A 20,598-nucleotide genomic window follows, 5' to 3' on the forward strand; every position below is an offset into this window, starting at 1 on the left:
GATAAAGCCTCTGCTCCCCTATGGAATACATGGTAGAACTTTTAGGAATCGTGAAGCGATTTGGTTCTTTCACCGCGATTAGCGATGTTACGCTTCAAATTAAACCGGGTGAATTCATGACGTTTTTAGGCCCTTCGGGCTGCGGTAAAACGACATTGTTGCGAATGATTTCGGGTTTTGACACGCCTACTGAAGGTCGCGTGCTTTTGGCTGGTGAAGATGTAACGTTTGTGCCCCCGCATAAACGTAATGTGAATCAAGTTTTTCAAAGTTATGCGCTTTTTCCGCATTTAACCGTTCGTGAGAACATTGAGTTTGGTTTGAAGATGCAAAAAGTGCCTAAATCGGAAATAACTGAGCGGGTAAACTCTGCGGTTGAGATTGTGGCTTTGACGGGTTTTGAAGAGAGAAAACCGAGTCAACTTTCCGGTGGTCAACGTCAACGTGTAGCTTTAGCGCGAGCGATTGTCTGTCGACCTAAGGTTTTGTTGTTGGATGAACCTTTGTCAGCTTTGGATGCGAAATTGCGTCATTCCATGCAAATTGAATTAAAACGTTTGCAAAAAAAATTGGGCATTACTTTTGTTTTTGTAACACACGATCAAGAAGAAGCGCTTACGATGTCGGATCGCATTGCGATTATTCATAAAGGCAAAATTGAGCAGTTAGGCGATGCGACAGAAATTTATCATTATCCCAAAACTAATTTTGTGGCGAATTTCATTGGGCAAGCCAACATTTTGAAAGCGCGAGTTTTAGATCGTGAGGGCGCTCAAGGTCGCGTTAAATTGGACGAAGGAACGGTGCTCACGGTAAATATGGCAAATCTCGCTTCGAATGTGGAAGAAGCGCTAGTTTCCATTCGTCCTGAAAAAATTCATCTTCAAAAAAATAAGCCCCAGGGTGAAAATATCATGGAGGTTCAAATTCAGGAAGAAATTTTCAAAGGAGCCATTGATCAAATGCAGTTGGTGACTAATTCTGGTTTAGAACTAACTGCAGTGGTTGCCAATGAAAGCATGTTGGATGAATCGTTTCACAAAGGCGAAAAGCTTTTTTGTCAATTTCATCCCAATGATATTGTTGTGGTGCAAGACGATTAAACGTTTGTTTATTCTTAATTTCGCATTAAGCTCACTTTGTGAAAATGATTGAAAGCAGCGCTCGCACTCAAGCACTTCTCAAGCTTCGAGCTGAACAGGTAGCGCGTGGCCCTTTTAATGTAGCGCCTTATTTTGCTGCCAGAGCAAAAGGCGCAGAAATATGGGATGTTGATGGGAATAGGCTCATCGATTTTGCTGGAGGAATTGGCGTGATGAATGTGGGTCATAGCCATTCCGCAATTTGCGAAGTGGTTCAAAAACAGGCTGAAGCTTTTACCCACACTTGTTTTAATATTGTGATGTATGAAAGTTATGTGGCATTAGCACAGAAATTAAATCAACTTGTGCCGGGAAATTTTGCAAAAAAAACTTTTTTAGCAAATTCTGGAGCTGAAGCGGTAGAGAATGCCATTAAAATTGCGCGTCATTACACCAAGCGACAAGCGGTGATTGGTTTTGAGCATGCGTTTCATGGTCGTACGTATTTAGCCATGACGTTGACTAGTAAAATGAAACCCTATAAAAAAGGGTTTGGCCCGTTTGTGCCTGAAGTTTATCGCGCGCCTTATCCTTATTCTTATCGTCGACCCGAGATTGAAAATTATTCGGAAAAAGATTTTTTGGCTGAATTAGAATCATTCTTTGCAAGTTATATTTCGGCGGAAGAAGTTGCCGCGATTATTTTAGAGCCGGTTTTAGGTGAAGGAGGATTTATTATTCCGCCCGTCAATTTTTTTAAGGCTTTGCGGACAGCTTGTGATAAGTATGGCATTTTATTGATTGCAGACGAGGTGCAAACTGGGTTTGGTCGGACCGGAAAATTTTTTGCGATGGAACATTTTGGTGTGGTTGCGGATTTAACGGTGATGGCTAAATCTTTAGCGGCGGGTTTGCCACTTTCTGCGGTAACTGGCAAAGCAGAGATTATGGATGATCCTATGGTCGGGGGATTGGGCGGGACTTATTGTGGTAATCCTTTAGCTTGTACCGCAGCCTTGAAAGTGATTGAAATTATTGAATCGGAAAAATTAAATGCGCGTGCGGAAGCGATTGGTAAAATTGTGTTGAACCGTTTTCAAGCTTGGCAAAAGAAATGGAGTTGTGTGGGTGACGCGCGCGGGTTAGGTGCCATGTGCGCGATTGAATTGGTCAAGGATCAAAAAAGCAAAGAACCCAACGGAGATTTGGTAAAAAAAATTATTCAATGGAGTTATCAACGCGGCCTTATTTTAGTGGGAGCGGGCACATCGGGAAATATTATTCGCACTTTAATGCCGCTTGTGATTTCTGATTTGGTGTTGAATGAAGGTTTAGATATTTTGGAAAAAGCTTTGGAAGCGAATCAGTGATAGCGATTGTCATTGGCAGCGGTTTTGGAGGTTTGGCGGCTGCGATTCGGTTGCGCGCGAAGGGTTACGACACCACGATTTTGGAGATGCGCGATAAGCCAGGAGGTCGGGCTTATGTATATGAACAAGATGGTTTTACGTTCGATGCGGGTCCAACAATTATTACCGCGCCTTTTTTAATCGAAGAACTTTTTGTTTTAGCTGGGAAAAAAATTGAGGATTACATTCGCTTAGTGTCTTGTGCGCCATTTTATCGGATCGTTTCTCATGATGGGTTGATATTTAATTACACGGGTGACGAGTTAGAAATTATTCGAGAAATTGAAAAAATTTCGCCAGCAGACGTTGCGGGTTACCAACTATTTGCTCAAAAAAGTCAGGCTATTTTTAAACGCGCTTTTTTGGACTTGGCTGATGAGCCCTTTTCTCATTTGAGCGATATGGTTCGTATTGTTCCGGATTTGGTTCGCTTGCGCGCGCATGAGTCGGTTTATCGTTTGGTTTCACGTTATATTCGTCATCCTTTTTTAAGAGTCGTGTTTAGTTTTCATCCGTTGTTAGTAGGCGGGAATCCTTTTCAAGCGTCTTCGATTTATTCGATGATTCATTTTCTGGAGCGCCAGTGGGGAGTGCATTTTGCGATGGGAGGCACCGGCGCTTTGGTGAAAGCTTTAGTGAAATTATTTGAGGAAATGGGGGGTGAAGTTCGTTGCCAGGCGCGGGTTGATGAAATTTTGGTCGAACAAAAAAAAGTAAGAGGGGTGAGATTATCGAATGGTGAAACGATGACGGCTGATGTAGTAGTAAGTAATGGCGATGTGGCGAATACTTATCGAAAATTAATTTCTAAAAAATGGCGAAAAAAATGGACAGATAAGCGATTGGGAAAAATGCGTTATTCGATGAGTTTGTTTTTGATTTATTTTGGGACGAATCGAACTTATCCCGATCTGGCGCATCATACGATTGTTTTATCACCGCGTTATCAAGACTTGCTGGAAGATATTTTTCAACGAAAAGTTTTGGCTAAAGATTTTTCGCTTTATCTTCATGCGCCAACGCGCACGGATCCTTCTTTAGCTCCTCCAGGGTGTGAATGTTTTTATGTGTTGTCACCTGTGCCTCATTTGGAAGCGAAAGTAGATTGGCAAAAAGAAAAGGATTGTTATGCGGATGCGATTTTAGCGTCATTGGAAACGTTATGCCCGAGTTTGCGAGAACATATTGTTACGAAGCGCGTGTTTACTCCTCAAGATTTTGAAGGTGAATTGGATGCTTATTTGGGTTCGGCTTTTCAGTTTGAACCGATTTTAACGCAGAGCGCGTGGTTTCGACCGCATAATGTGTCTGAGGATATTAAAAATTTATATTTTGTTGGGGCGGGAACGCATCCTGGGGCAGGTTTGCCTGGGGTTTTGTCCAGTGCCAAGATTTTGGAAAAAGTCGTGGACTTGACATAATAAAGGTAGGCTCTCTATTTAAGCTCTATGAAAAAACATTATCTTATTATCGGTTTGTCGTTAATCACAGCCACGAGCTTTTTAACAGGCTGCGCAAACAATAAAAATGAAGCAGGTGAGCAAAGAAGCTCAGCCCGCAGTTCTTCTCAAGAAGAAAAAAAGGTAAGAGTGGGAATGACGAAACAAGAAGTACGTGATATTTTGGGTGATAGTCCAAGGCACAAAAATATCTCAAGTGATGGTGAGGAAGTTTGGCAGTATTATACTAATGAGGCGGGAGGTTGGGTTCCTTTTGCTAATATGGCGCATCGTCCCCAATGGGTCACAGTGCGTTTTAATAGCCAGGGGCGTGTAAAGAGTTATTCTTATGACGAACAACGTCTGATGTTCTAAGTTATAGGGGGTTTAGCTCAGTTGGTAGAGCGTCTCGTTCGCAATGAGAAGGTCAGGGGTTCGAATCCCCTAACCTCCATTTTTAAAATTAAAAATTAGAAATTAAGAAGGAAGAATTGAGAGATGCAGGTGTTAGCTAAATGCTGAAACTGGTTACTTTTAAGCTTGCAAGTGTCAGTAGAGTAGAGAAAAATAAATAATGAAAGAGGAGGGTTATGGCAAGTTTGACAAAGCGCGATTTAGTAATACGAATTAGCAACGAAACGGGGCTTATTCAGAAAGAGGTTCTCAATGTGATTCAAAAATCATTAGATTACATTGTGGAAGCTTTAGCAGAAGGGCGTAATGTTGAATTGCGAAATTTTGGGGTGTTTGAAGTGGTTTTAAGAAAAGGGCGTATAGGAAGAAATCCAAAACAGCCTGAGTCGGATGTGATGATTCCTCCTCGAGCCGTAGTGAAATTTAAAGGTGGTAAGGAGATGAAGGCAAAAGTCTTGAAGCTTTCTGCTCAAATGTCTGCCTCTCAAAGCGCTGGCTTCAATCAATCTGTTGGGAAATAGTTTGTTTTCATGATGCAGACGCTTCCGGGGTTTCGGGATTTTTATCCTGAAGAGTTTGCCAAGCGGCATTTTATTTTTTCCAAATGGAGGGAGGTGGCGCAACGTTACGGTTTTTTGGAGTATGACGGGCCTCCTTTGGAGTCGCTTGAGCTTTATACCAAAAAATCGGGTGAGGAAATTGTTAATCAACTTTATCATTTCGTGGATAAGGGCGAGCGTGCAGTTGCGTTGCGACCAGAGATGACGCCGACTTTAGCTCGGATGGTGGGGGCAAGACATCGGGATTATAAAAAACCGATGAAATGGTTTTCAATTCCGCAGTTATTTCGTTATGAACGCCAGCAGAAAGGGCGATTGCGGGAGCATTTTCAGTTGAATGCAGACATTATGGGAGGTGGGTTAAAGGCGGATGTGGAAATTATTGCGTTGGCGATTGGGGTTTTACTGCAGCTGGGATTGACTGAGAAAGACTTTCGAGTGCGATTGAGCAGTCGTTTAGTTTGGCAAAATTTTTTGATTAAGCTAGGAGTGACGAGCGATAAATGGGAAAGGGTTTTTGCGGTGATTGATAAGATGGAGCGAGTGCCATGGGAAAAAACGGAAAAAAGTTTTTTGGAGTTGGAGTTGGATCAGAATATTATTTCCCAAATTCAGAATGCAGTGAAAGCAAGAGCGATTGATGATTTGCCCCAAGTGGATGGAGCGGGTGAGTTACGCACGATTATTCAAGGGCTTCATGACTTTGGGATGGGTAGTTGTGTGAATTTGGACTTGGGAATTGTGCGAGGGCTGGCTTATTATACGGACACGGTTTTTGAAATTTTTGCTTTGGATGAGGTTGGAAATTATACGGGACGTGCGGTTGCGGGTGGGGGGAGTTACGATCATTTGATTGAAAATTTAACGGGAGTAAAATTGTCTGCAGTTGGTTTTGGAATGGGTGATGTGGTGTTGGGTGATTTATTGCGAGAAAAAAATCTTTTAAATGTTTCGGTAGAAAAACCGGAAGTTTTTGTGGTGTGTTCGGATTCGCGTTTTGAAAATCAGTTTTATGAGATGGTGGCTTATTTAAGAGGAAGCGGGATAAAAACTGATTATTCTTTAGGGGATATCGTGGACGTTAAGAAGCAATTTGAGAGAGCGTCAGAGGTGGGGGCGCAGTTTGTGGTGATGGTGACGCATGAAGCTGGCGCAAAGGTGGAGGTAAAAAATTTGATGACTCGCCACCAAGAAAGTGTAGATGAAGACAAGGTTATTCATTATTTAAGAGATCAGTTAAAATAAGGTTATGAGTTTTCGAACGCATCATTGTGAGGAATTGCGAGTGGATCATGTGGGGCGACATGTGACTTTGGTTGGTTGGGTGGATTCGCGACGGGATCACGGGGGTGTGATTTTTGTGGATTTGCGCGATCGTGAAGGTTTGACGCAGGTGGTGTTTAATCCTGAGGTGGCAGCGGAGACGACGACAATTGCGCATGGATTGCGTTCGGAATTTGTAATTCAGGTAGAGGGTGAGGTGGTGAAACGTTTGGAGGGGACGACGAATGGGAAGTTGGCCACGGGTGAGATTGAGGTGATGGCGAAAAAGGTGGCGATTTTGAATCGGGCTGAGGTTTTGCCTTTTCCTTTGGATGAGGATGAGGTGAATGAGGATTTGCGGTTGCAGTATCGTTATTTGGATTTGCGGCGTCGTAAAATGGTGAGGAATTTGCAAGTGCGTCATCGTGTGGTGAAGGTGGTGCGGGATTATTTTGATGGGCAAGGGTTTTTGGAGGTGGAGACGCCGATTTTGTCGAAGAGCACGCCGGAGGGGGCGCGCGATTTTTTGGTGCCGAGTCGGTTGTCGCCTGGAAAATTTTATGCCTTACCGCAAGCGCCTCAGCAGTATAAGCAGCTTTTGATGGTGGCTGGGTTGGAGCGTTATTTTCAGATTGCGAAGTGTTTTCGGGATGAAGATTTGCGCGCGGATCGTCAACCGGAATTTACGCAGGTGGATGTGGAGGCTTCTTTTGTGACGCGGGAAGAGATTATCGGATGGATGGAGGGTTTGTTAAAAAATATTTTTAAAATTGCTAAGGGTATTGAAATTTCTGTTCCTTTTCCCCGTTTGACTTATGCGGAGGCTATGAATCGGTTTGGTAGCGATAAACCGGACACGCGTTTTGGGATGGAGTTGGTAGATTTGGGTGAGGTGTTTGCGAAGAGTGAGTTTAAAGTTTTTAAATCGGCTTTGGAATCAGGCGGGGTGGTGAAGGCAATTAATGCGAAGGGATTGGCAAAAATTACTACGGGTCAGATCGAGATGTTGACGGAGATGGCTAAGCAGTATGGCGCGAAGGGGCTGGCGTTTATTAAAGTGGAAAATGGCGAGTGGAAGTCGCCGATTGTGAAGTTTTTTTCTGATGCAGAAAGGGCGGAGCTGACGAAACGTTTGGGAATTGGGGAAGGAGATTTGATTTTGTTTGGTGCAGATCGTTGGGAGGTGGTGTGTGAGGTGTTGGGACGTATTCGTTTGCAGGCGGCGGAGTTGTTGGGTTGGTTGAAAGAGGATTCTGTGGTTTCGGCATTGAATTTTTTATGGGTTATTGATTTTCCTTTGTTGGCTTTTAATTCGGAAGAAAATAAATGGGATGCGGTGCATCATCCTTTTACGCGTCCGAAGTTAGAGGATGTTGATTTATTGGAGGGCGGAGAATATGGCAAGGTGCGTGCGGAAGCTTATGATGTAGTGTTGAATGGGGTGGAAATTGGTGGAGGAAGTATTCGTATTCATGAGCCGGATTTGCAAGCGCGGATGTTTGAGATTTTGGGAGTAGACGCGCAGAGGCAGGAGACGATGTTTGGTCATTTGTTAAAGGCGTTTTCGTATGGAGCTCCACCGCATGGGGGGATTGCTTTGGGGTTGGATCGTTTAGTTATGCTTTTGTGTGGTGAAAGTAGTATTAGAGATGTTATGGCTTTTCCAAAAAATAATCGTGGTCAGGATTTGCTGACTCAATCACCTTCTGAAATTGATATTAAACAGTTGAGGGAGTTGAACTTAAGTAAAAAATTTTAATTCTAAATAAGCTAAAATTTATTTTATTAAAAAAATTTGTGGAAAATTTTTTTTCATAGTTTATATTTAAAACAAATTTTTATCACATGAGCTAATATTATTCGGTCACTTCGCTGAGAGTTTGAATCATTGAGAAAAACTAAAAGCTAGAAGAGGAAATTATGAATTTTTTGAAGGTTGGTTTTTTGTTAGCAGTGGGATTTCTTGTGGGGAGTTTGCCTGTAAATGCGCAATTTTGGCAGTGGGCGAAGACGAGTAAAGCAGCGTTTGATAATCCTTATAAGTCGATGGCAGATGGTAAGACGGTTTGTGTGGATTCTTCGGGTAATGTTTATGTGGTAGCAATGTGGCGAGATACGGTGGATTTTGGTTTTAATGATGATCCGAATGATGAAGAGAGCTTGTTTGATCCCGATATTCAAGGTGGAGCGGGCGCTTTTTTATTAAAATATAGTCCTCAGGGAAGTGTCTTGTTGGTTCAAAAACTGGGAACTGTAGGGACGGTTAATAAAGCAGTTTTGGATTTTTCAGGTAAGTTTTTATATGTGGTGGGAAGTTATTCCCAGAGCACTTTCTTTGTAGGTAAGCCGATTAATACTTTTAATAATTTAAAACAAACTTTTGTTGCGAAGTTGGATGTTTCCGGAAGTAAGGCAGTAGGAGTTTGGGCAACAACAGTGGGGAGCGAGTTGAAGTTGCATGATTCGGCCAGTATTGCGGTAGATTTTATGGGTAACTGTTATTTGACCAGTCAGTTTACAGGGATTTTAAATATTACGCAGAATTTCTTTTTGGTAAGTGATGGTAATCAAACAGATGTCTATGTAGCTAAGTTAAATTCTGGAACGGGTAAAGCGGAATGGGCTGATGTGATTCGAGGTGTGGGTGAGGATTTGGATAATGTTAGTAAGGATCTTAATTTTTCGTTTTCATCGGGAGCGCTTTATTTGGTGGCAGCTTATAAAGGTAATGAGGTTGAAATTTTAAACGCGCAAAAAGTTATTCAGGGCAATAAGGATCAAGGCTATGTGGTTGTAAAATATAATGGAACTTCTAGTGGGAACGGGAAGCCAACTTTTGCTTGGGCCACAACGATAGGATCTCGATATGAAGCGTTTGATTTTGAGACAAGAATTGTTTCTGATGATAGAAATAAAAATGTAGCAGTAGCGGGGGGATATTTTGCTGATACGCCTTTGTTGTTTGATGATGCCTCTGTGGATGCGGATGCGGCTAATCCTGGGAATCAAAATGTATTTTTAGCTGTTTTGAGTAGTGGGGATGGAAGTTTAAATTGGGTGAAGCGGGGAACCTTTCCCGTGAAGTCGAACCGTGTTGCTCGGCAACAAGGTTTGGCCGTAGATAGTAATGGTAATTTTTATCTTACCGGTTGGGCAGCCATGATTGGTGGTGGGTTAAATAATTTTCAATTTGACGATGCTCCCAAATCCTTGGAATTGACGGGATTTTTAGCGAAAATTTATCATGTGAAATATGATAAGAACGGAGTTTTTCAATGGCAGCTCCTGTCGGGCGATGGAACAGGTAATGAGTTTGAAGTTTTCACAGGCACACAATCGGAAGATATTTGTGTGGATAAGAATTTTAATGTTTATTCCACGGGCAGCTTTTCAGGAGGTGATGTGACTTTTCCTAATAACCTGTCTTTGAAATTAACAGGAGAAGATAGTTCTCAGCAGACATGTATTTGGACAGGACGTCTAAAGCAGCCTTAAAACTATAATAAGAAAATTAATAACGAAATAGGAGATAAAAATTATGTTAAAAAATAAAACTTTATTTATAAAACAATTATTTATTTTATTGTTTTTCCTGAGCCCTGTTATTTCAACCTTTTCTGCCTGTGAAGCAGAAAAAGTGTTTTTAACATTTGATTGGAAGCAAGAAACTGGCGAGGCATTTGGTTTTTCGAGTGCTCTTTCAGGAGATTTTATTTTTGTGGGTGCACCTTCGGCTTATTCAACAAAAGGAGCGGTATATATTTATCGCAAGGTCAATGGGGATTGGCAAACACATCAAGAGTTGGTGATTCCTGATGCAGTAGTTGGGGATGCGTTTGGAACGACGGTGGCGGTGGAGGGTAATTATGCTGTGATGGGCTGTCAATATATGAAGAGTGGCAGGGGAGTAGCTTACGTTTTTAAGCGGGAAGCTAATAATCAATGGGTTCAGCAAGCGAAGTTAGAACCATCCGATAATAATAAACAGTTTCAAAAATGGTATGGGAGTGCGGTTGCTATTTCCAGTAATTGGTTAGCAGTAGGAGCTATTTCGGATGATGAAAAAGGTTTTTGGGCAGGCGCAGCTTATCTTTATGAAAAGCAAAATGACACATGGGTTTTTCGTAAGAAATTAACCTCTCCAGAACCTCAAGTTGAAGGTTATTTTGGGGGCGCGGTCGCTCTTTCCGGTGATTTATTGGCTGTAGGATCGTATGGGCAAGATATTAAAGTTGATGGGGGAGTGGCACCTGCAGCCGGAACAGTTTATATGTATGTGCGATCGGGCACGGAATGGAATTTGGAAAAACAGCTTATCGCTTCTGATAAAAAGGGTGTAGACCATTTTGGTAAGGCGGTGGCTTTGAAAGATAATCGAGTGATTGTTGGAGCGCCGGATAAAAACTTTCAGGAAAATGGTAAGTTTGCTTCTGGGGCAGGAGCCGCTTATGTGTTTCGTCGCTGGAAAGTGTTTAATAGCATTATTTGGTGGGAGGAAGATAAATTGTTAGCTTTTAAACCGTATCAAGGAGCAGAATTTGGTGATGCGGTGAGTATTAATGGAGATTGGGCAGTAGTGGGTTGTCGAGAGGATAGTTATGCGATTTATCCTCAACCTTTTGTTTATGAGAATGCGGGTAGTGTTTTCACTTTTGCTTATACGAAAGAATATAGTTGGAGTCCAGTTGCTCAGATTAAAGGAATGGACCAGCAATGGGGGAGCGCCAATTATCGATTTGGAGAAAATGTATCGATGGATGGTGACAATATTTTAGTGAGTGCGCCTCTCTGGGGCGGAGATAATACTGGAGCGGCTTTTCTTTTTCACAAGTTTTGTGGAGCGCGAATTCCTCAATAATTTTTTCCTTATCCCCCTCATAAAAAGCCAAGGAAGTTTTCTTTGGCTTTTTCTTTTTTGCAAGTTTAGTTAACTTAAGATTTGCATTTGTTGTCTATTTATTTTTAATGTAGCCATTAAATTGTTAGCCCGAGTGGCGGAATGGCAGACGCGCTCGACTCAAAATCGAGTGTCCTAAAGGCGTGTGGGTTCGACTCCCTCCTCGGGCAAATTTTTTATTAGTTCAGAAAATAAAATATTTGTTGATTGGCAGAAGGGCTGATTTATTTTTGTTTGAAAAAAATACTATTTTAAGAAATAGTATGGCATGCTTCCTTTAATCACTAGATTTCAGAGGGCTGCGCAAGCAGTCAAAACAATTGGAGCAGCTATTTCTCGATCATCCGGCGAAATTACACAGCTTGGTGCAAGTATTAGCGAAAAAATGTCGAAAGTTCGCTCTGTGGGAATAGCGTCTCTTGAAGCGACTGGAGAAACCGTTTTTCCGCATGGGTCGCTTCGTATGATAAGAAAAGATGGAAAATTGGTGATAAAACCCATTCCAGAAGAAGTTGCGCCTCTAGTGGCCAACTACATTAAAGAAGTAGGCTTTATGGAGAGTGGGGTGGCTAATCTTAAGGGACATATAACTAAAATGAAAGGTCTATTGGAAGAAGCTATTACGGGTGGTCAATCTGATGCATTCATTACTCAACTGAGAAAACAAATTAGGGATGTGGAGGCTGAGCTTGTCTTAGCTGAAGAGAACTTGTCCTATGCTCAACAATTCGTCGGGCAATTAATGGGGCAAATGGAAGGACCTGTTCAATTGCCTTCCGCTTTACCGCCTCTATCTTCTCAAGGCAGGGAAAGTGAAGATATGTTTTCTGTCGGTGGTGATGGTCCTGGCGCTGCGGGATCAGTTAGCTTAGATAATTTAGGAATAGGTTCACTTATTGTCGAGCCTGCTTTAAATTGGTATGTTGAAAATGATAAAGAAGCGCTTGCGGGAGAAATAAGAAGAGCCAAGTATGGCGGTGAGCTGGATTCCGACGCCGTTTATTATGATATGCAAAAAGCCGATGAAAGGAATACTAAGGCTTATGGACCGCAGGTTCCCGGTTCGCCTGGTGTGACGATTCCTCATCAGAAGTCGCCTGATGAGTTGGCAAGGGAAGATTTGAAGGGGAAAATTAGTCGTGAAATTTCTGAAGTTCGTAAGGAGCGAAATAGAGCCAAGCTATTGGCAGATACATGGGATAAGCTTGAACAAGGCGCTTCCGCTTCTTTACCGAGAGATTATACTCCAATGGTTTCTGAGCCTTTCCAAGAAGGCGGCGAGGTGTGTGAATCGGTTGATCCTTCTTTAAGTGATCCCAAAATAGCTTCTATCTCTCAAAATACAACATCATCAGGTCCAGTTGTGAAGATGGGATAAAATTTTTTTGAATAAAGTTTAAACCTTATTAATTTCTCTTGGTTATTTAGTTAACACGACCTAATATAAAATAAAAGCACCCTTAGCTCAGCGGATTAGAGCATCTGACTACGGATCAGAAGGTCGTAGGTTCAAATCCTACAGGGTGCGCTTTATTTTATTGATGATAGCTCGTGGATTTCTTCGCAATTTATGATTTCATTTTTGATTTCAGAATTTAATTTTTGGAAAGAGAGTTTTTTATCTTTATCGCGACCAGGTAAACCTCCGGTCAAATGGGTAATTGTTTCTTTTCTGCTTTTTGTTGTCACATGCGTTCTAGTTCAATTAATCGTGCAAGCGGGCTGGAGAGAAGCGGGAATTCCCAATTATTATTTTGGCGAAGGTCGCATTGGGACGCTTATTTCGTTAGCCTATCTTTTAGCAAGTGGTGTGATTTGCTTTGCGATTAGCGCTAAGTTGTTAAAATTAAAATTGGATCCTCGACTTTGGAAGGGTGCTTTTATTGGGTTAATGGCACTGCTGCTTTTTTATTTGATAGCGATGACTTTTTATTGGTTTTTGGGTGACATGCGTCATGAAAGGCATTTTTATTATTTTCGGCACAATCGAGCGGCTTGGTGGATAAGTTGGGTGGTTTTTATTTTGGCTGCATTTTGTGTCATAAAATTATGGCGACTGATGAGAGAGGTGCCTTTTGCCAAGTTTTGGTTGGGGTTTGGGATTTTGATTTATTATACGGCTGCAGACGATTTTTTTAAATTTCATGAACGCAATGGCCGTTTTATCACGCAACAGGTTTTGCATTTACCCAAGGAGCATTGGCTCAGTCATTTGAACGATTGGTTAGTGGTGAGTTATGGTGTGATCGCGATTATTTTGTTTTTAAAGTATCGGCGACCCTTATTTCAACTGTCTTGGATGTTATTAAGTTTAGGGATCGCCTTTTTGTTTTTTGTGGCTTATCTGATTTTAGATATGATGCATTGGGCTGCGTGGCTGGAAAAAACTTTTAAAGTGGGTGGCGGTGTTTTTATTTTGATTGCTCTCTTGGCTGCCTATTGGTCATCTTCCCTTTCTAAAGCAAGCGAGTCGATTCAAGAAAAATGAGACAAGGATGGCAAAATTTGGATTGGGGTTGGAAAGCAGCATGGTTAGGTATTTTTTGGGTCGCGCTTTTTAAGATTTGGTTAATTATTCAAGTGCCTATTTGTACGTTTCACAATGATTCGCATACTTATTTAAGAACAGCTAAAATGTTTTGGGCAGATTGGCATATTAGCATTCATCCCAAACGCTCTTTCCTTTATCCCGTTTTGCTGACTTTGTTGGCGTCTTTGCCAGTGCGTTTGAGTTTAACGATTATATGTTTGCAGCAAGCGATAACATTGTTCATTCCTTTGATTGCGGTTCGATTGTTGAAGGAATGGACTTCGTTTTGGCGTTGGCTGGCCTTGCCTTTAGTTTTGTTTTTAGGCCTTAATGTTACGCTTTTATTTTATGGCCATGACATGATTGCCGAAGCTTTCTACGTTACAGCGTTTTGGTTCTTTCTGTGGAAACTTTGGCGTTTTATTTTTGAACCTTCTACCAAGCATTATGAAGGATTGTTGTGGGTAGCATTTTTATGTTTATCACTACGGCCAGATGGAAAAGTCACCGTTCTCATTGCTGGGAGTGCGTTATTTTTATTTGGATGGTCTTGGCTCAAAACAGTTTCTTGTCGTAGTAAAAGTTTTTTGCGCATCTTATTGCCAGCTATTGCTTGTGTAGGGCTGTGGATTGGAACGAGCAAACATGTGACACAGCAGGGTTGGTTGTTTTACTCATCGGTTTTTCCGTTAACGGATTTGGATTCAAAACTTCAACAGGATTATAAAAAGGAGCTCAGACCTTTAGTTGAGTTTTGGCGAGCAAATTTGAAAGATTATCCTGAAAATCAGGGTGTGATTCAGTGGCAACTGGTTAATCCCAAAGGTAAATCGATTGGGCCTTTGTGGGATAAGTTGCGAAGCAAGGGACAAAATTCTAAATTGCATGAGGTGTGTCGACAGTTGGCTGTGGAAGCGGTATTGCACCATCCCATGGGGTTTATGAAATTGTTGGTTTACAAATTATATTTTGTTCTGAACACACCACGCGAATATGCCAGAAAATTTTTGCCAGAAAAAATCGGCGATGAATGGATCGATGAAATGAAAGCGGAACCGGATTATGTTCCTTTGCTGTTAGGATCTCATCAAACTCTTGAGCAATGGATGAACGGATTTTTTGCCCAACGTGGCGTAACGCCGGCGAATCGGGCGTTGTCGATACTGGAACCGATTACAGCGCCGATATGGTGGAGTTGGGCAGGGTTAATTTCGATGATCGGGTGGTGGGTGGCGATACTTCGTTGGCGAGTGAAATTGTTATTTTGGTTTGGGGTTTTAATAGGTTATTTGCTGCTAACTTATACTATTGCCCGAGGGATTCCACGTTATTTATTGCCTTTTGAACCGTTGATGGCGTTGGGATGGGCATTGCTTGTGGCTCAGTTGCAAGAGAGTTATCAACGCCACAAAAAAATGGCATGAACTTTTTGAAAAATCGCGAATGGTGCCAGGCACTGTGGTTGTGTGTGCCAGCTATTGTTTTAGGAGTTGCACTTCGAGTCTTATTGCTTTCTCACATGCCATACGCTTTTTTTCATGATGATACGCGTCATCTTCTTGGCACAGGCGTGAAATGGGTGGAGCAGGGAAGGTGGGATATTAGTGAGCGTCGCACTTTTTTGGTGCCTTTGATTTATGCGATTCCTTTGATTGCCAAATGGCAACTTTTACGTTCGATTGCTCTAGGTCAGCATGCTTTGGGATTGTTGATGGTGATGGAGGTGGGACTGATTTGTTTCTTATGGTTTCGTTATTGGCGATTTTGGATTGTGCCTTTAACACTTATTTTTGCGATTCATCCTTCTTTGCTTTGGTACGAGCATTTGGCGTTGCAAGAATTTTTGTATGTTTTTGGTGCGGTGACGGTCGCGCTAATGAGCACTTGGTTTTATCGTTTCCCTTCTTGGAAAAGTTTTAGTGCTTTATTTATCGCTATTTTTTTGACTGCAGGAGCGCGGCCTGAAGGGAATTTATTTTGTTTTTTAGGATTGGGCATGGTGATAGCGGTTTGGGGGAAGAATTGGAAAACTTTGGCGATTCATTTGGGGGTGGGAATCATGATCTCAGGTTTTATCTTTAAATTAACGCCGACCAATCAAGGAGGAAAATTATTGTTAGCTACGTTGATGCCATTGTTACCAGATCGAACTCTATTTTATCCTGAAGTTGCTGCTGAGTTACAAAACGTCAGGATGAAGGTGAGAGCAAATAAGCCTTGGTTTATTCAAGACATTACTCCGATTCGGAAAAAAACTGAAACGGTGGTGAACGAATATTTGAAACAAAATTTTCGTAAAGAAAAAAGACCCGACACGGATAAGGTTTGTAAACGTTTGGGCGTGGAAACGGGATTAAGATATGGGTATGAGTTGCCGAAGATTGCGTTATATAAGTTTTTGGCTAGCCATCGTGACGCCAAAATACGCGGCAAACCGACCGCATTAGTAGCTGGCTCTTTTGGAGAAGATTGGGTTTACGAAGGACAAACAGCCATTATGTTCAAGGCTTCAGGTGAGCCCTCCAATTCCTGGCATTATTTGCCTTGGCTATTGGGTAAATCTTATCATTCCGCCGAAAATTTACGTGCAGATTTAAAGCAAATTTATCGAGTTTTTCAGCCCGATTTTTTGACCCGGTTTCAAGAGATTTTTTCGAACTTAGTTTTAGGGTGGCATTTGCCTTCATTTTTTTATCAAGGAACTAAATTGCCGGGTTTGCCCATCATTTATTTAGTGGGTTTGGTGGGATTGATTGGGTTGGGATTTCAAAGAAGAAGATTTGTTGTGGTTTGGCTTGCGATGTTAATTTTTTTGGCTTTTGCTATTTATTTGGTGGGAAATATTCGCGCTCGTTTTCGTTTAGTTTTAGAGCCTTTTATTTTTATTAGTTTTTTTGCGTTTTGGGATTGGGTTATTGCGCGGATTCGTCATAATTCTCAAGAGGCATGAATTTAAATCGAAATTTTTTTCAGCGTATTTTTTTATTTGGAGTTGGTGGTGTTTTAACTATTTCCTTTAATATTGCTCTTGTTTCAATTTTCACTGAAGGACTTCATTGGCCCGATATTATTGTTAAATTTACCGGTTGGTCGAAATATATCACTCCAGGTTTAAATTGGTCGTTTAGTTATGCTTATGCGGTGAGTTTGGCGGCGGTGACAGGTTTGGCTTTTTTGTGGAGTTATCACATTAATTTTCGCACTTCTGCTCTATGGCATGATTGTGCGCCGCGATATTTATGTGTCTTGGGTGTGAGTTATTTAGTGAATTGGTGGTTTACGCAAATGTTGGTAGAAAATTTTCCGGGAAGGGAAAAAGTGATTATTATTTTTATGACAATGGTTGTTTCGGGATTAAAATTTTTAGGTTACCACTTTTGGGTTTTTCCGCAAACGACTTTGAATGATTTGAATCAATCCATCAAGTAAAGCCGCTAAATAAAGGATCCAAAAAGGTTCAAAAACAAAGCGAAAACGTTCTTTGGTATTTGCGGTGAGAAAGATAACAAACCAAAGGCCTAGAATCATGAAGCCCCATGATAAGTGAAATAGAAAAAGATCTTTTTTGATGAAAGGTAGTAGGAGAAAGCCAGCAATGGCGATCCAGTAAAAAGGAGTAAGCGGGGGTAGGGTGGAAGGAGTTTCCGAAAATGTGACACCAAAGTTTGTAAAATTACGCCAAGTTTTTTGAAGTTTGAGGAAAGGATTGTCGACGGGAAGTTGGTAGTGATGATGAATAAAATTTTTATACTCATTGAGTTCAACTAACGTTTTTCCAGTGAGTTTTTTAGAGTGTCGAGATAAGATGTTGAAATCGCCTTCGAGAGTTTTGATTTGGCGTTCGACCAGCCATTTGTCGTCAAAGCTGCCCGATGAAATTTTTAGTAGTGTTTGACGGAATTTTTTTGATGCAAGTTCGGGTAATTGCCAAACATTTTTCATGCAGGTTTCGATTGCGATTTTTAGACAAAAACGGTTGATTGCCTTAGAGCTGGAATTGACTTGCTGAGATTGAAGATAGCTTTCCACAGCTTGACTGATTTCTTTTCTTGCAGCTGCCATATTAGAGTAACGGTATTGCCACTCGTTTCTTAAGCGATTGCGTGTTGGCAAAATGTAAGACTCAAAACCTGGCGCGGCATGAATCGAGTCGGGTGTGAGCGTAACGACGGAGGTGTAAAGTAGAAGGCCTGCTTGCGAAGAGCGAGTTAATCGCGAGGTTCCGAATCCTATCAACAGAAGTAAAGCCAGTTGCCAGGCTAATTTTCGCCAAGATCGGTAGGAAATGCAAAGGGTTAACAATAGACCGAAAGCGAAGAAAAGTTTTCCTTCTGGACGAGATCCCGCAGTTAAGAAAAGTGAGAGAATGAAAAAAATAAAATAAGGGGGGTTTTTGTATCGAGCGAAAAGTGTGCCGGCCAAAGCTGTTAAAACGACGCAGAAAACATAATGACTTTCTGCCATGAGAGTGTGTTCATACCAAAGTAAGGTGGGATTTAATGCAGTGAGTAAAGTAGTGATAGGAATTAAAAAGGGCCATTGTTTGAACCAAAGTCGACTTAAAAGTCCAATCATAAGAATTAGGAGTAATCCCAAGGTGTGCTGACCGATGGCAATGGTAGTCAAAGCAGGAAAAGGAAGAAAGAAAGTCAGGGTGTAGAGAATCGGTGTTAAAAAAGTTTTTTTGGGAGCAATATACCAGACGGTTTTTCTTAGAAGGTGATCGGGTGTGGCCAGGAGATCAATCGAATCAGGCTGGATAAAGCAATAGGGCATTTTAACCATTAACCATGCTCGCAGTAGTAGGCCTACAAGAATGGCTGGTAAACAGAGCCAAAGAATACGTTTCCAATCGGGGCAAATTTCTTCTTTTTTTATACTAAACATCATGAATTATTGATCTAACGTTGACTGTTGCGAGATGCAATATTAATAGTGTGAGGTGACTTCAATTTTTAAACGAGGCTGGGTTTCGGTTATCATCGTTTTTTTGATCGCTTTTGTTGCCTCTTTTTTTTATGCGCAAGCGCCTTCGATGGGAGATGATATTGATTATTACGGCTTTGCGTTGCATCGTCATTTTCCTCGATCCGAGTTTCCGCCGGATGATGGGTTTCATTTTTTGCGATGGCCGGTATGGGGTTTGATCTGGTTTTACCAATTTTTTGGTGGCTATGGATGGGCATCGTTTTTGTTTGTGCCTTTTTTTTGTTTGGCGGTGGCTTGTGCGATTGCATTTTTCGTGGGAAAGGAATTAGAAGGACCCGGGGTAGGAGCGTTGGCGGCGCTATTGGTTTTTTTTCATCCTTTGATGGATCCACTTATTACTCGACCGATGCCGGATGTGATGGAATGCGCGTTGGGTGGTCTAGGGTTTTTAATGGTATGGCGATTTTTGTTTGATACAGAAAAGCGTTCCTGGTTGGCGGGTATGGGTTATGGCATGGGGCTAGGCATTTTAATTTTTGTGACTTGGGCAAATCGTCCCACGGGATTGATTTGGGTCATTGCAGTGGGTTTGTTGTCGCTTTTGCGTTGGCGTGAGGTGGGTTGGTTTTGGTTTTTTGCTTTAGCAACTTTTACACTTTGTTTTTTTGTGGAGGCTTGGATTTATCAAAATCTTTTTGGCGATTTTTGGCATAGTTGGCATGCGAATTTAAAAGCCACAGGTCGCAAAGGAACGGAGGCAATAGCTTTTTGGAAATTGCCTTTTCGATTTTTTGACACGTTTGCAGCCGGAGGCGCGTTAAAGTTGCCTTATTTTTTGCTTACGCTTTTCGGATGTTGGATGGTTTGGTTGCAGGGGAAGAAAGGGAAATGGGTGGTAGGTTGGTTTATTTTAATTTATTTAGGGGTTTCGTGTGCGGTGCAATCGATTTTTCCGTTGCGCCCTCTGGTGAGGGATGGAGCCCGATTTTTAGGCGCTGTTGCTTTGCCCGCAGGCATTTTAGCGGCCTTTGGTTTGCGAGGGATATGGAATTTTGCGCTTAAACGAGGGAATTTATTTTTGCGTCGCGGCATGAAAAATGGGGCAGTGATTGGCTTGGTTTTGCTTTTATTTTTAGCGAGCTCTCGCAATCGTTGGAATCCCGATTATTTGCCCGAACTGCGCGCTTGGTTTAAACAGATTCAACCAGGAGAAAAAATCAAGACTCATGGCAATTTTTATGAAGTTGCATTTATCGCGGATGCAAAGAAAGCAAGGCAACTCACGTGGTTTATTTTTGATAGAGGGCAGTTGGCAAAAGAGCCGGATTTATTGAATCCCAATCAGGAAGGTGGTTTGGATCATCTTTTGTTGCATCGGCCGCGTGTGATGGTGACGGTGCGAAAATCGCTGGAAAAAGGAAAAGTTTTTTCTGAGGGGCAGTTGGCGCGAGATTTGTTAAGCGCCGATTCTCGCTGGCAACTTCAAGATGTGTTGTTTCGTTCTTCGGAAACGATTTTAGGCGGGTGGCCGGAATTTTTTTGGTTTCGTCCTGCGCAGACTTCTTATTTTTCGATGGATGTGACAGCTTATACGAGTGAGTTGAATTGGACAGAAAATCCTGAGAGTGAATACGAAAAAAATTTCTTTGAAAAAAAGGGTTCAGGAAAACTTTTTTTTGAAGAGGGCAAGGGACTCGTTTTTGAAAGGGGTTCACCAGGTAAAGTGATTTATCTTTTAACCCGAGCGATTCGTTTGCCTGAGGAGTGGAAAGGACGCATGTTGGATTTGCGGGCTAACACTGTTTCACAAAAAGTTGAGGCTTTAGTTCATTATGTGAGATTTTTGGATGCCAAGGGTCAAGAAATTGAGACACAAGAAATCGAATTTTTTGCGGCGCCCGATGGTTTTTGGGATTTTAGTGCGGTCAAAATTCCTTCTGAGGCGGTATTTGTGCAATGGAAAATTGCTGTGTCCAATTCGTGTCAGGGTTTTGTTTTGAAAGAAATAAAATTACTTTCGGAGTAAACTATTTATTTTACTCTGAATTATTTTGTGATTTTAGTCTATTACTAAT

At 41.7% G+C, this 20,598-nt stretch carries 16 protein-coding genes and 3 tRNA genes; 18 read left to right on the forward strand and 1 reads right to left on the reverse strand.

Annotated features, from left to right (window positions below; translation table 11 throughout):
• The first annotated feature begins 20 nt into the window (after window positions 1–20).
• The 17 genes from K1X66_02865 (at window position 21) to K1X66_02945 (ending at window position 17,023) form a co-directional block, all read left to right on the forward strand.
• Window positions 21–1,103 carry an ABC transporter ATP-binding protein gene (locus tag K1X66_02865; protein ID MBX7157314.1) on the forward strand — a complete coding sequence of 361 codons (1,083 nt, stop codon included), beginning with the start codon at window positions 21–23 and terminating at the stop codon, window positions 1,101–1,103.
• A 44-nt stretch (window positions 1,104–1,147) separates the two neighbouring features.
• Window positions 1,148–2,452, forward strand: a complete 1,305-nt coding sequence (gene gabT, locus K1X66_02870) for a 4-aminobutyrate--2-oxoglutarate transaminase (GenBank protein MBX7157315.1) — start codon at window positions 1,148–1,150, stop codon at window positions 2,450–2,452.
• Entirely contained in the window at window positions 2,449–3,912 is a 1,464-nt protein-coding gene (locus tag K1X66_02875) for a phytoene desaturase (GenBank protein ID MBX7157316.1), read from the forward strand. Before gabT ends, K1X66_02875 begins: the two co-directional genes overlap by 4 nt.
• A 27-nt stretch (window positions 3,913–3,939) precedes the next feature.
• Window positions 3,940–4,305, forward strand: coding sequence for an outer membrane protein assembly factor BamE (locus K1X66_02880; GenBank protein MBX7157317.1), 366 nt, complete (start codon window positions 3,940–3,942; stop codon window positions 4,303–4,305).
• A 6-nt stretch (window positions 4,306–4,311) separates the two neighbouring features.
• Window positions 4,312–4,384 (forward strand) — tRNA-Ala (locus tag K1X66_02885).
• Between the two features lie 136 nt (window positions 4,385–4,520).
• Entirely contained in the window at window positions 4,521–4,865 is a 345-nt protein-coding gene (locus K1X66_02890; protein ID MBX7157318.1) for an integration host factor subunit beta, read from the forward strand.
• 12 nt (window positions 4,866–4,877) lie between these two features.
• Window positions 4,878–6,149: a histidine--tRNA ligase gene (gene hisS / locus K1X66_02895; GenBank protein ID MBX7157319.1), complete on the forward strand. Its 1,272-nt coding sequence runs from the start codon at window positions 4,878–4,880 to the stop codon at window positions 6,147–6,149.
• Between the two features lie 4 nt (window positions 6,150–6,153).
• Entirely contained in the window at window positions 6,154–7,926 is a 1,773-nt protein-coding gene (gene aspS, locus K1X66_02900) for an aspartate--tRNA ligase (GenBank protein ID MBX7157320.1), read from the forward strand.
• Between the two features lie 161 nt (window positions 7,927–8,087).
• A complete protein-coding gene (locus tag K1X66_02905; protein MBX7157321.1) occupies window positions 8,088–9,662 on the forward strand; it encodes a hypothetical protein in 1,575 nt (524 codons plus the stop codon).
• A 43-nt stretch (window positions 9,663–9,705) separates the two neighbouring features.
• Complete coding sequence (locus K1X66_02910) at window positions 9,706–11,025, forward strand: FG-GAP repeat protein (protein ID MBX7157322.1); 1,320 nt, start codon at window positions 9,706–9,708, stop codon at window positions 11,023–11,025.
• Window positions 11,026–11,152: 127 nt separating this feature from the next.
• Window positions 11,153–11,234 (forward strand) — tRNA-Leu (locus K1X66_02915).
• 98 nt (window positions 11,235–11,332) lie between these two features.
• Window positions 11,333–12,442 carry a hypothetical protein gene (locus K1X66_02920; protein MBX7157323.1) on the forward strand — a complete coding sequence of 370 codons (1,110 nt, stop codon included), beginning with the start codon at window positions 11,333–11,335 and terminating at the stop codon, window positions 12,440–12,442.
• Between the two features lie 76 nt (window positions 12,443–12,518).
• Window positions 12,519–12,592: transfer RNA gene (locus K1X66_02925), tRNA-Arg, on the forward strand.
• Window positions 12,593–12,634: 42 nt separating this feature from the next.
• Complete coding sequence (locus K1X66_02930; protein MBX7157324.1) at window positions 12,635–13,552, forward strand: hypothetical protein; 918 nt, start codon at window positions 12,635–12,637, stop codon at window positions 13,550–13,552.
• Window positions 13,549–15,018 carry a hypothetical protein gene (locus K1X66_02935; protein MBX7157325.1) on the forward strand — a complete coding sequence of 490 codons (1,470 nt, stop codon included), beginning with the start codon at window positions 13,549–13,551 and terminating at the stop codon, window positions 15,016–15,018. Before K1X66_02930 ends, K1X66_02935 begins: the two co-directional genes overlap by 4 nt.
• On the forward strand, window positions 15,015–16,544 hold the full coding sequence (locus tag K1X66_02940; GenBank protein ID MBX7157326.1) for a hypothetical protein: 1,530 nt from the start codon (window positions 15,015–15,017) through the stop codon (window positions 16,542–16,544). The genes K1X66_02935 and K1X66_02940 overlap by 4 nt, the downstream gene beginning before the upstream one ends.
• A complete protein-coding gene (locus K1X66_02945; GenBank protein MBX7157327.1) occupies window positions 16,541–17,023 on the forward strand; it encodes a hypothetical protein in 483 nt (160 codons plus the stop codon). Before K1X66_02940 ends, K1X66_02945 begins: the two co-directional genes overlap by 4 nt.
• Here K1X66_02945 and K1X66_02950 read toward each other — a convergent pair.
• On the reverse strand, window positions 16,958–18,484 hold the full coding sequence (locus K1X66_02950) for a hypothetical protein (protein ID MBX7157328.1): 1,527 nt from the start codon (window positions 18,482–18,484) through the stop codon (window positions 16,958–16,960). The genes K1X66_02945 and K1X66_02950 overlap by 66 nt on opposite strands.
• A 52-nt stretch (window positions 18,485–18,536) precedes the next feature.
• Here K1X66_02950 and K1X66_02955 point away from each other — a divergent pair, with 52 nt between their 5' ends.
• Entirely contained in the window at window positions 18,537–20,549 is a 2,013-nt protein-coding gene (locus K1X66_02955) for a hypothetical protein (protein ID MBX7157329.1), read from the forward strand.
• The last annotated feature ends 49 nt before the right edge of the window (window positions 20,550–20,598 follow it).

This window comes from Verrucomicrobiia bacterium (assembly GCA_019694135.1).
Classification (GTDB): Bacteria; Verrucomicrobiota; Verrucomicrobiia; order JADLBR01; family JAIBCM01; genus JAIBCM01.

Excerpts from the sequence above, each read along its gene's own strand:
- K1X66_02865 (MBX7157314.1), top strand. The coding sequence starts at position 21 with ATGGAATACATGGTAGAACTTTTAGGAATCGTGAAGCGATTTGGTTCT.
- gabT (MBX7157315.1), top strand. The coding sequence starts at position 1,148 with ATGATTGAAAGCAGCGCTCGCACTCAAGCACTTCTCAAGCTTCGAGCT.
- K1X66_02880 (MBX7157317.1), top strand. The coding sequence starts at position 3,940 with ATGAAAAAACATTATCTTATTATCGGTTTGTCGTTAATCACAGCCACG.
- K1X66_02890 (MBX7157318.1), top strand. The coding sequence starts at position 4,521 with ATGGCAAGTTTGACAAAGCGCGATTTAGTAATACGAATTAGCAACGAA.
- hisS (MBX7157319.1), top strand. The coding sequence starts at position 4,878 with ATGCAGACGCTTCCGGGGTTTCGGGATTTTTATCCTGAAGAGTTTGCC.
- aspS (MBX7157320.1), top strand. The coding sequence starts at position 6,154 with ATGAGTTTTCGAACGCATCATTGTGAGGAATTGCGAGTGGATCATGTG.
- K1X66_02905 (MBX7157321.1), top strand. The coding sequence starts at position 8,088 with ATGAATTTTTTGAAGGTTGGTTTTTTGTTAGCAGTGGGATTTCTTGTG.
- K1X66_02910 (MBX7157322.1), top strand. The coding sequence starts at position 9,706 with ATGTTAAAAAATAAAACTTTATTTATAAAACAATTATTTATTTTATTG.
- K1X66_02920 (MBX7157323.1), top strand. The coding sequence starts at position 11,333 with ATGCTTCCTTTAATCACTAGATTTCAGAGGGCTGCGCAAGCAGTCAAA.
- K1X66_02930 (MBX7157324.1), top strand. The coding sequence starts at position 12,635 with ATGATTTCATTTTTGATTTCAGAATTTAATTTTTGGAAAGAGAGTTTT.
- K1X66_02935 (MBX7157325.1), top strand. The coding sequence starts at position 13,549 with ATGAGACAAGGATGGCAAAATTTGGATTGGGGTTGGAAAGCAGCATGG.
- K1X66_02940 (MBX7157326.1), top strand. The coding sequence starts at position 15,015 with ATGAACTTTTTGAAAAATCGCGAATGGTGCCAGGCACTGTGGTTGTGT.
- K1X66_02945 (MBX7157327.1), top strand. The coding sequence starts at position 16,541 with ATGAATTTAAATCGAAATTTTTTTCAGCGTATTTTTTTATTTGGAGTT.
- K1X66_02950 (MBX7157328.1), bottom strand. The coding sequence starts at position 18,484 with ATGATGTTTAGTATAAAAAAAGAAGAAATTTGCCCCGATTGGAAACGT.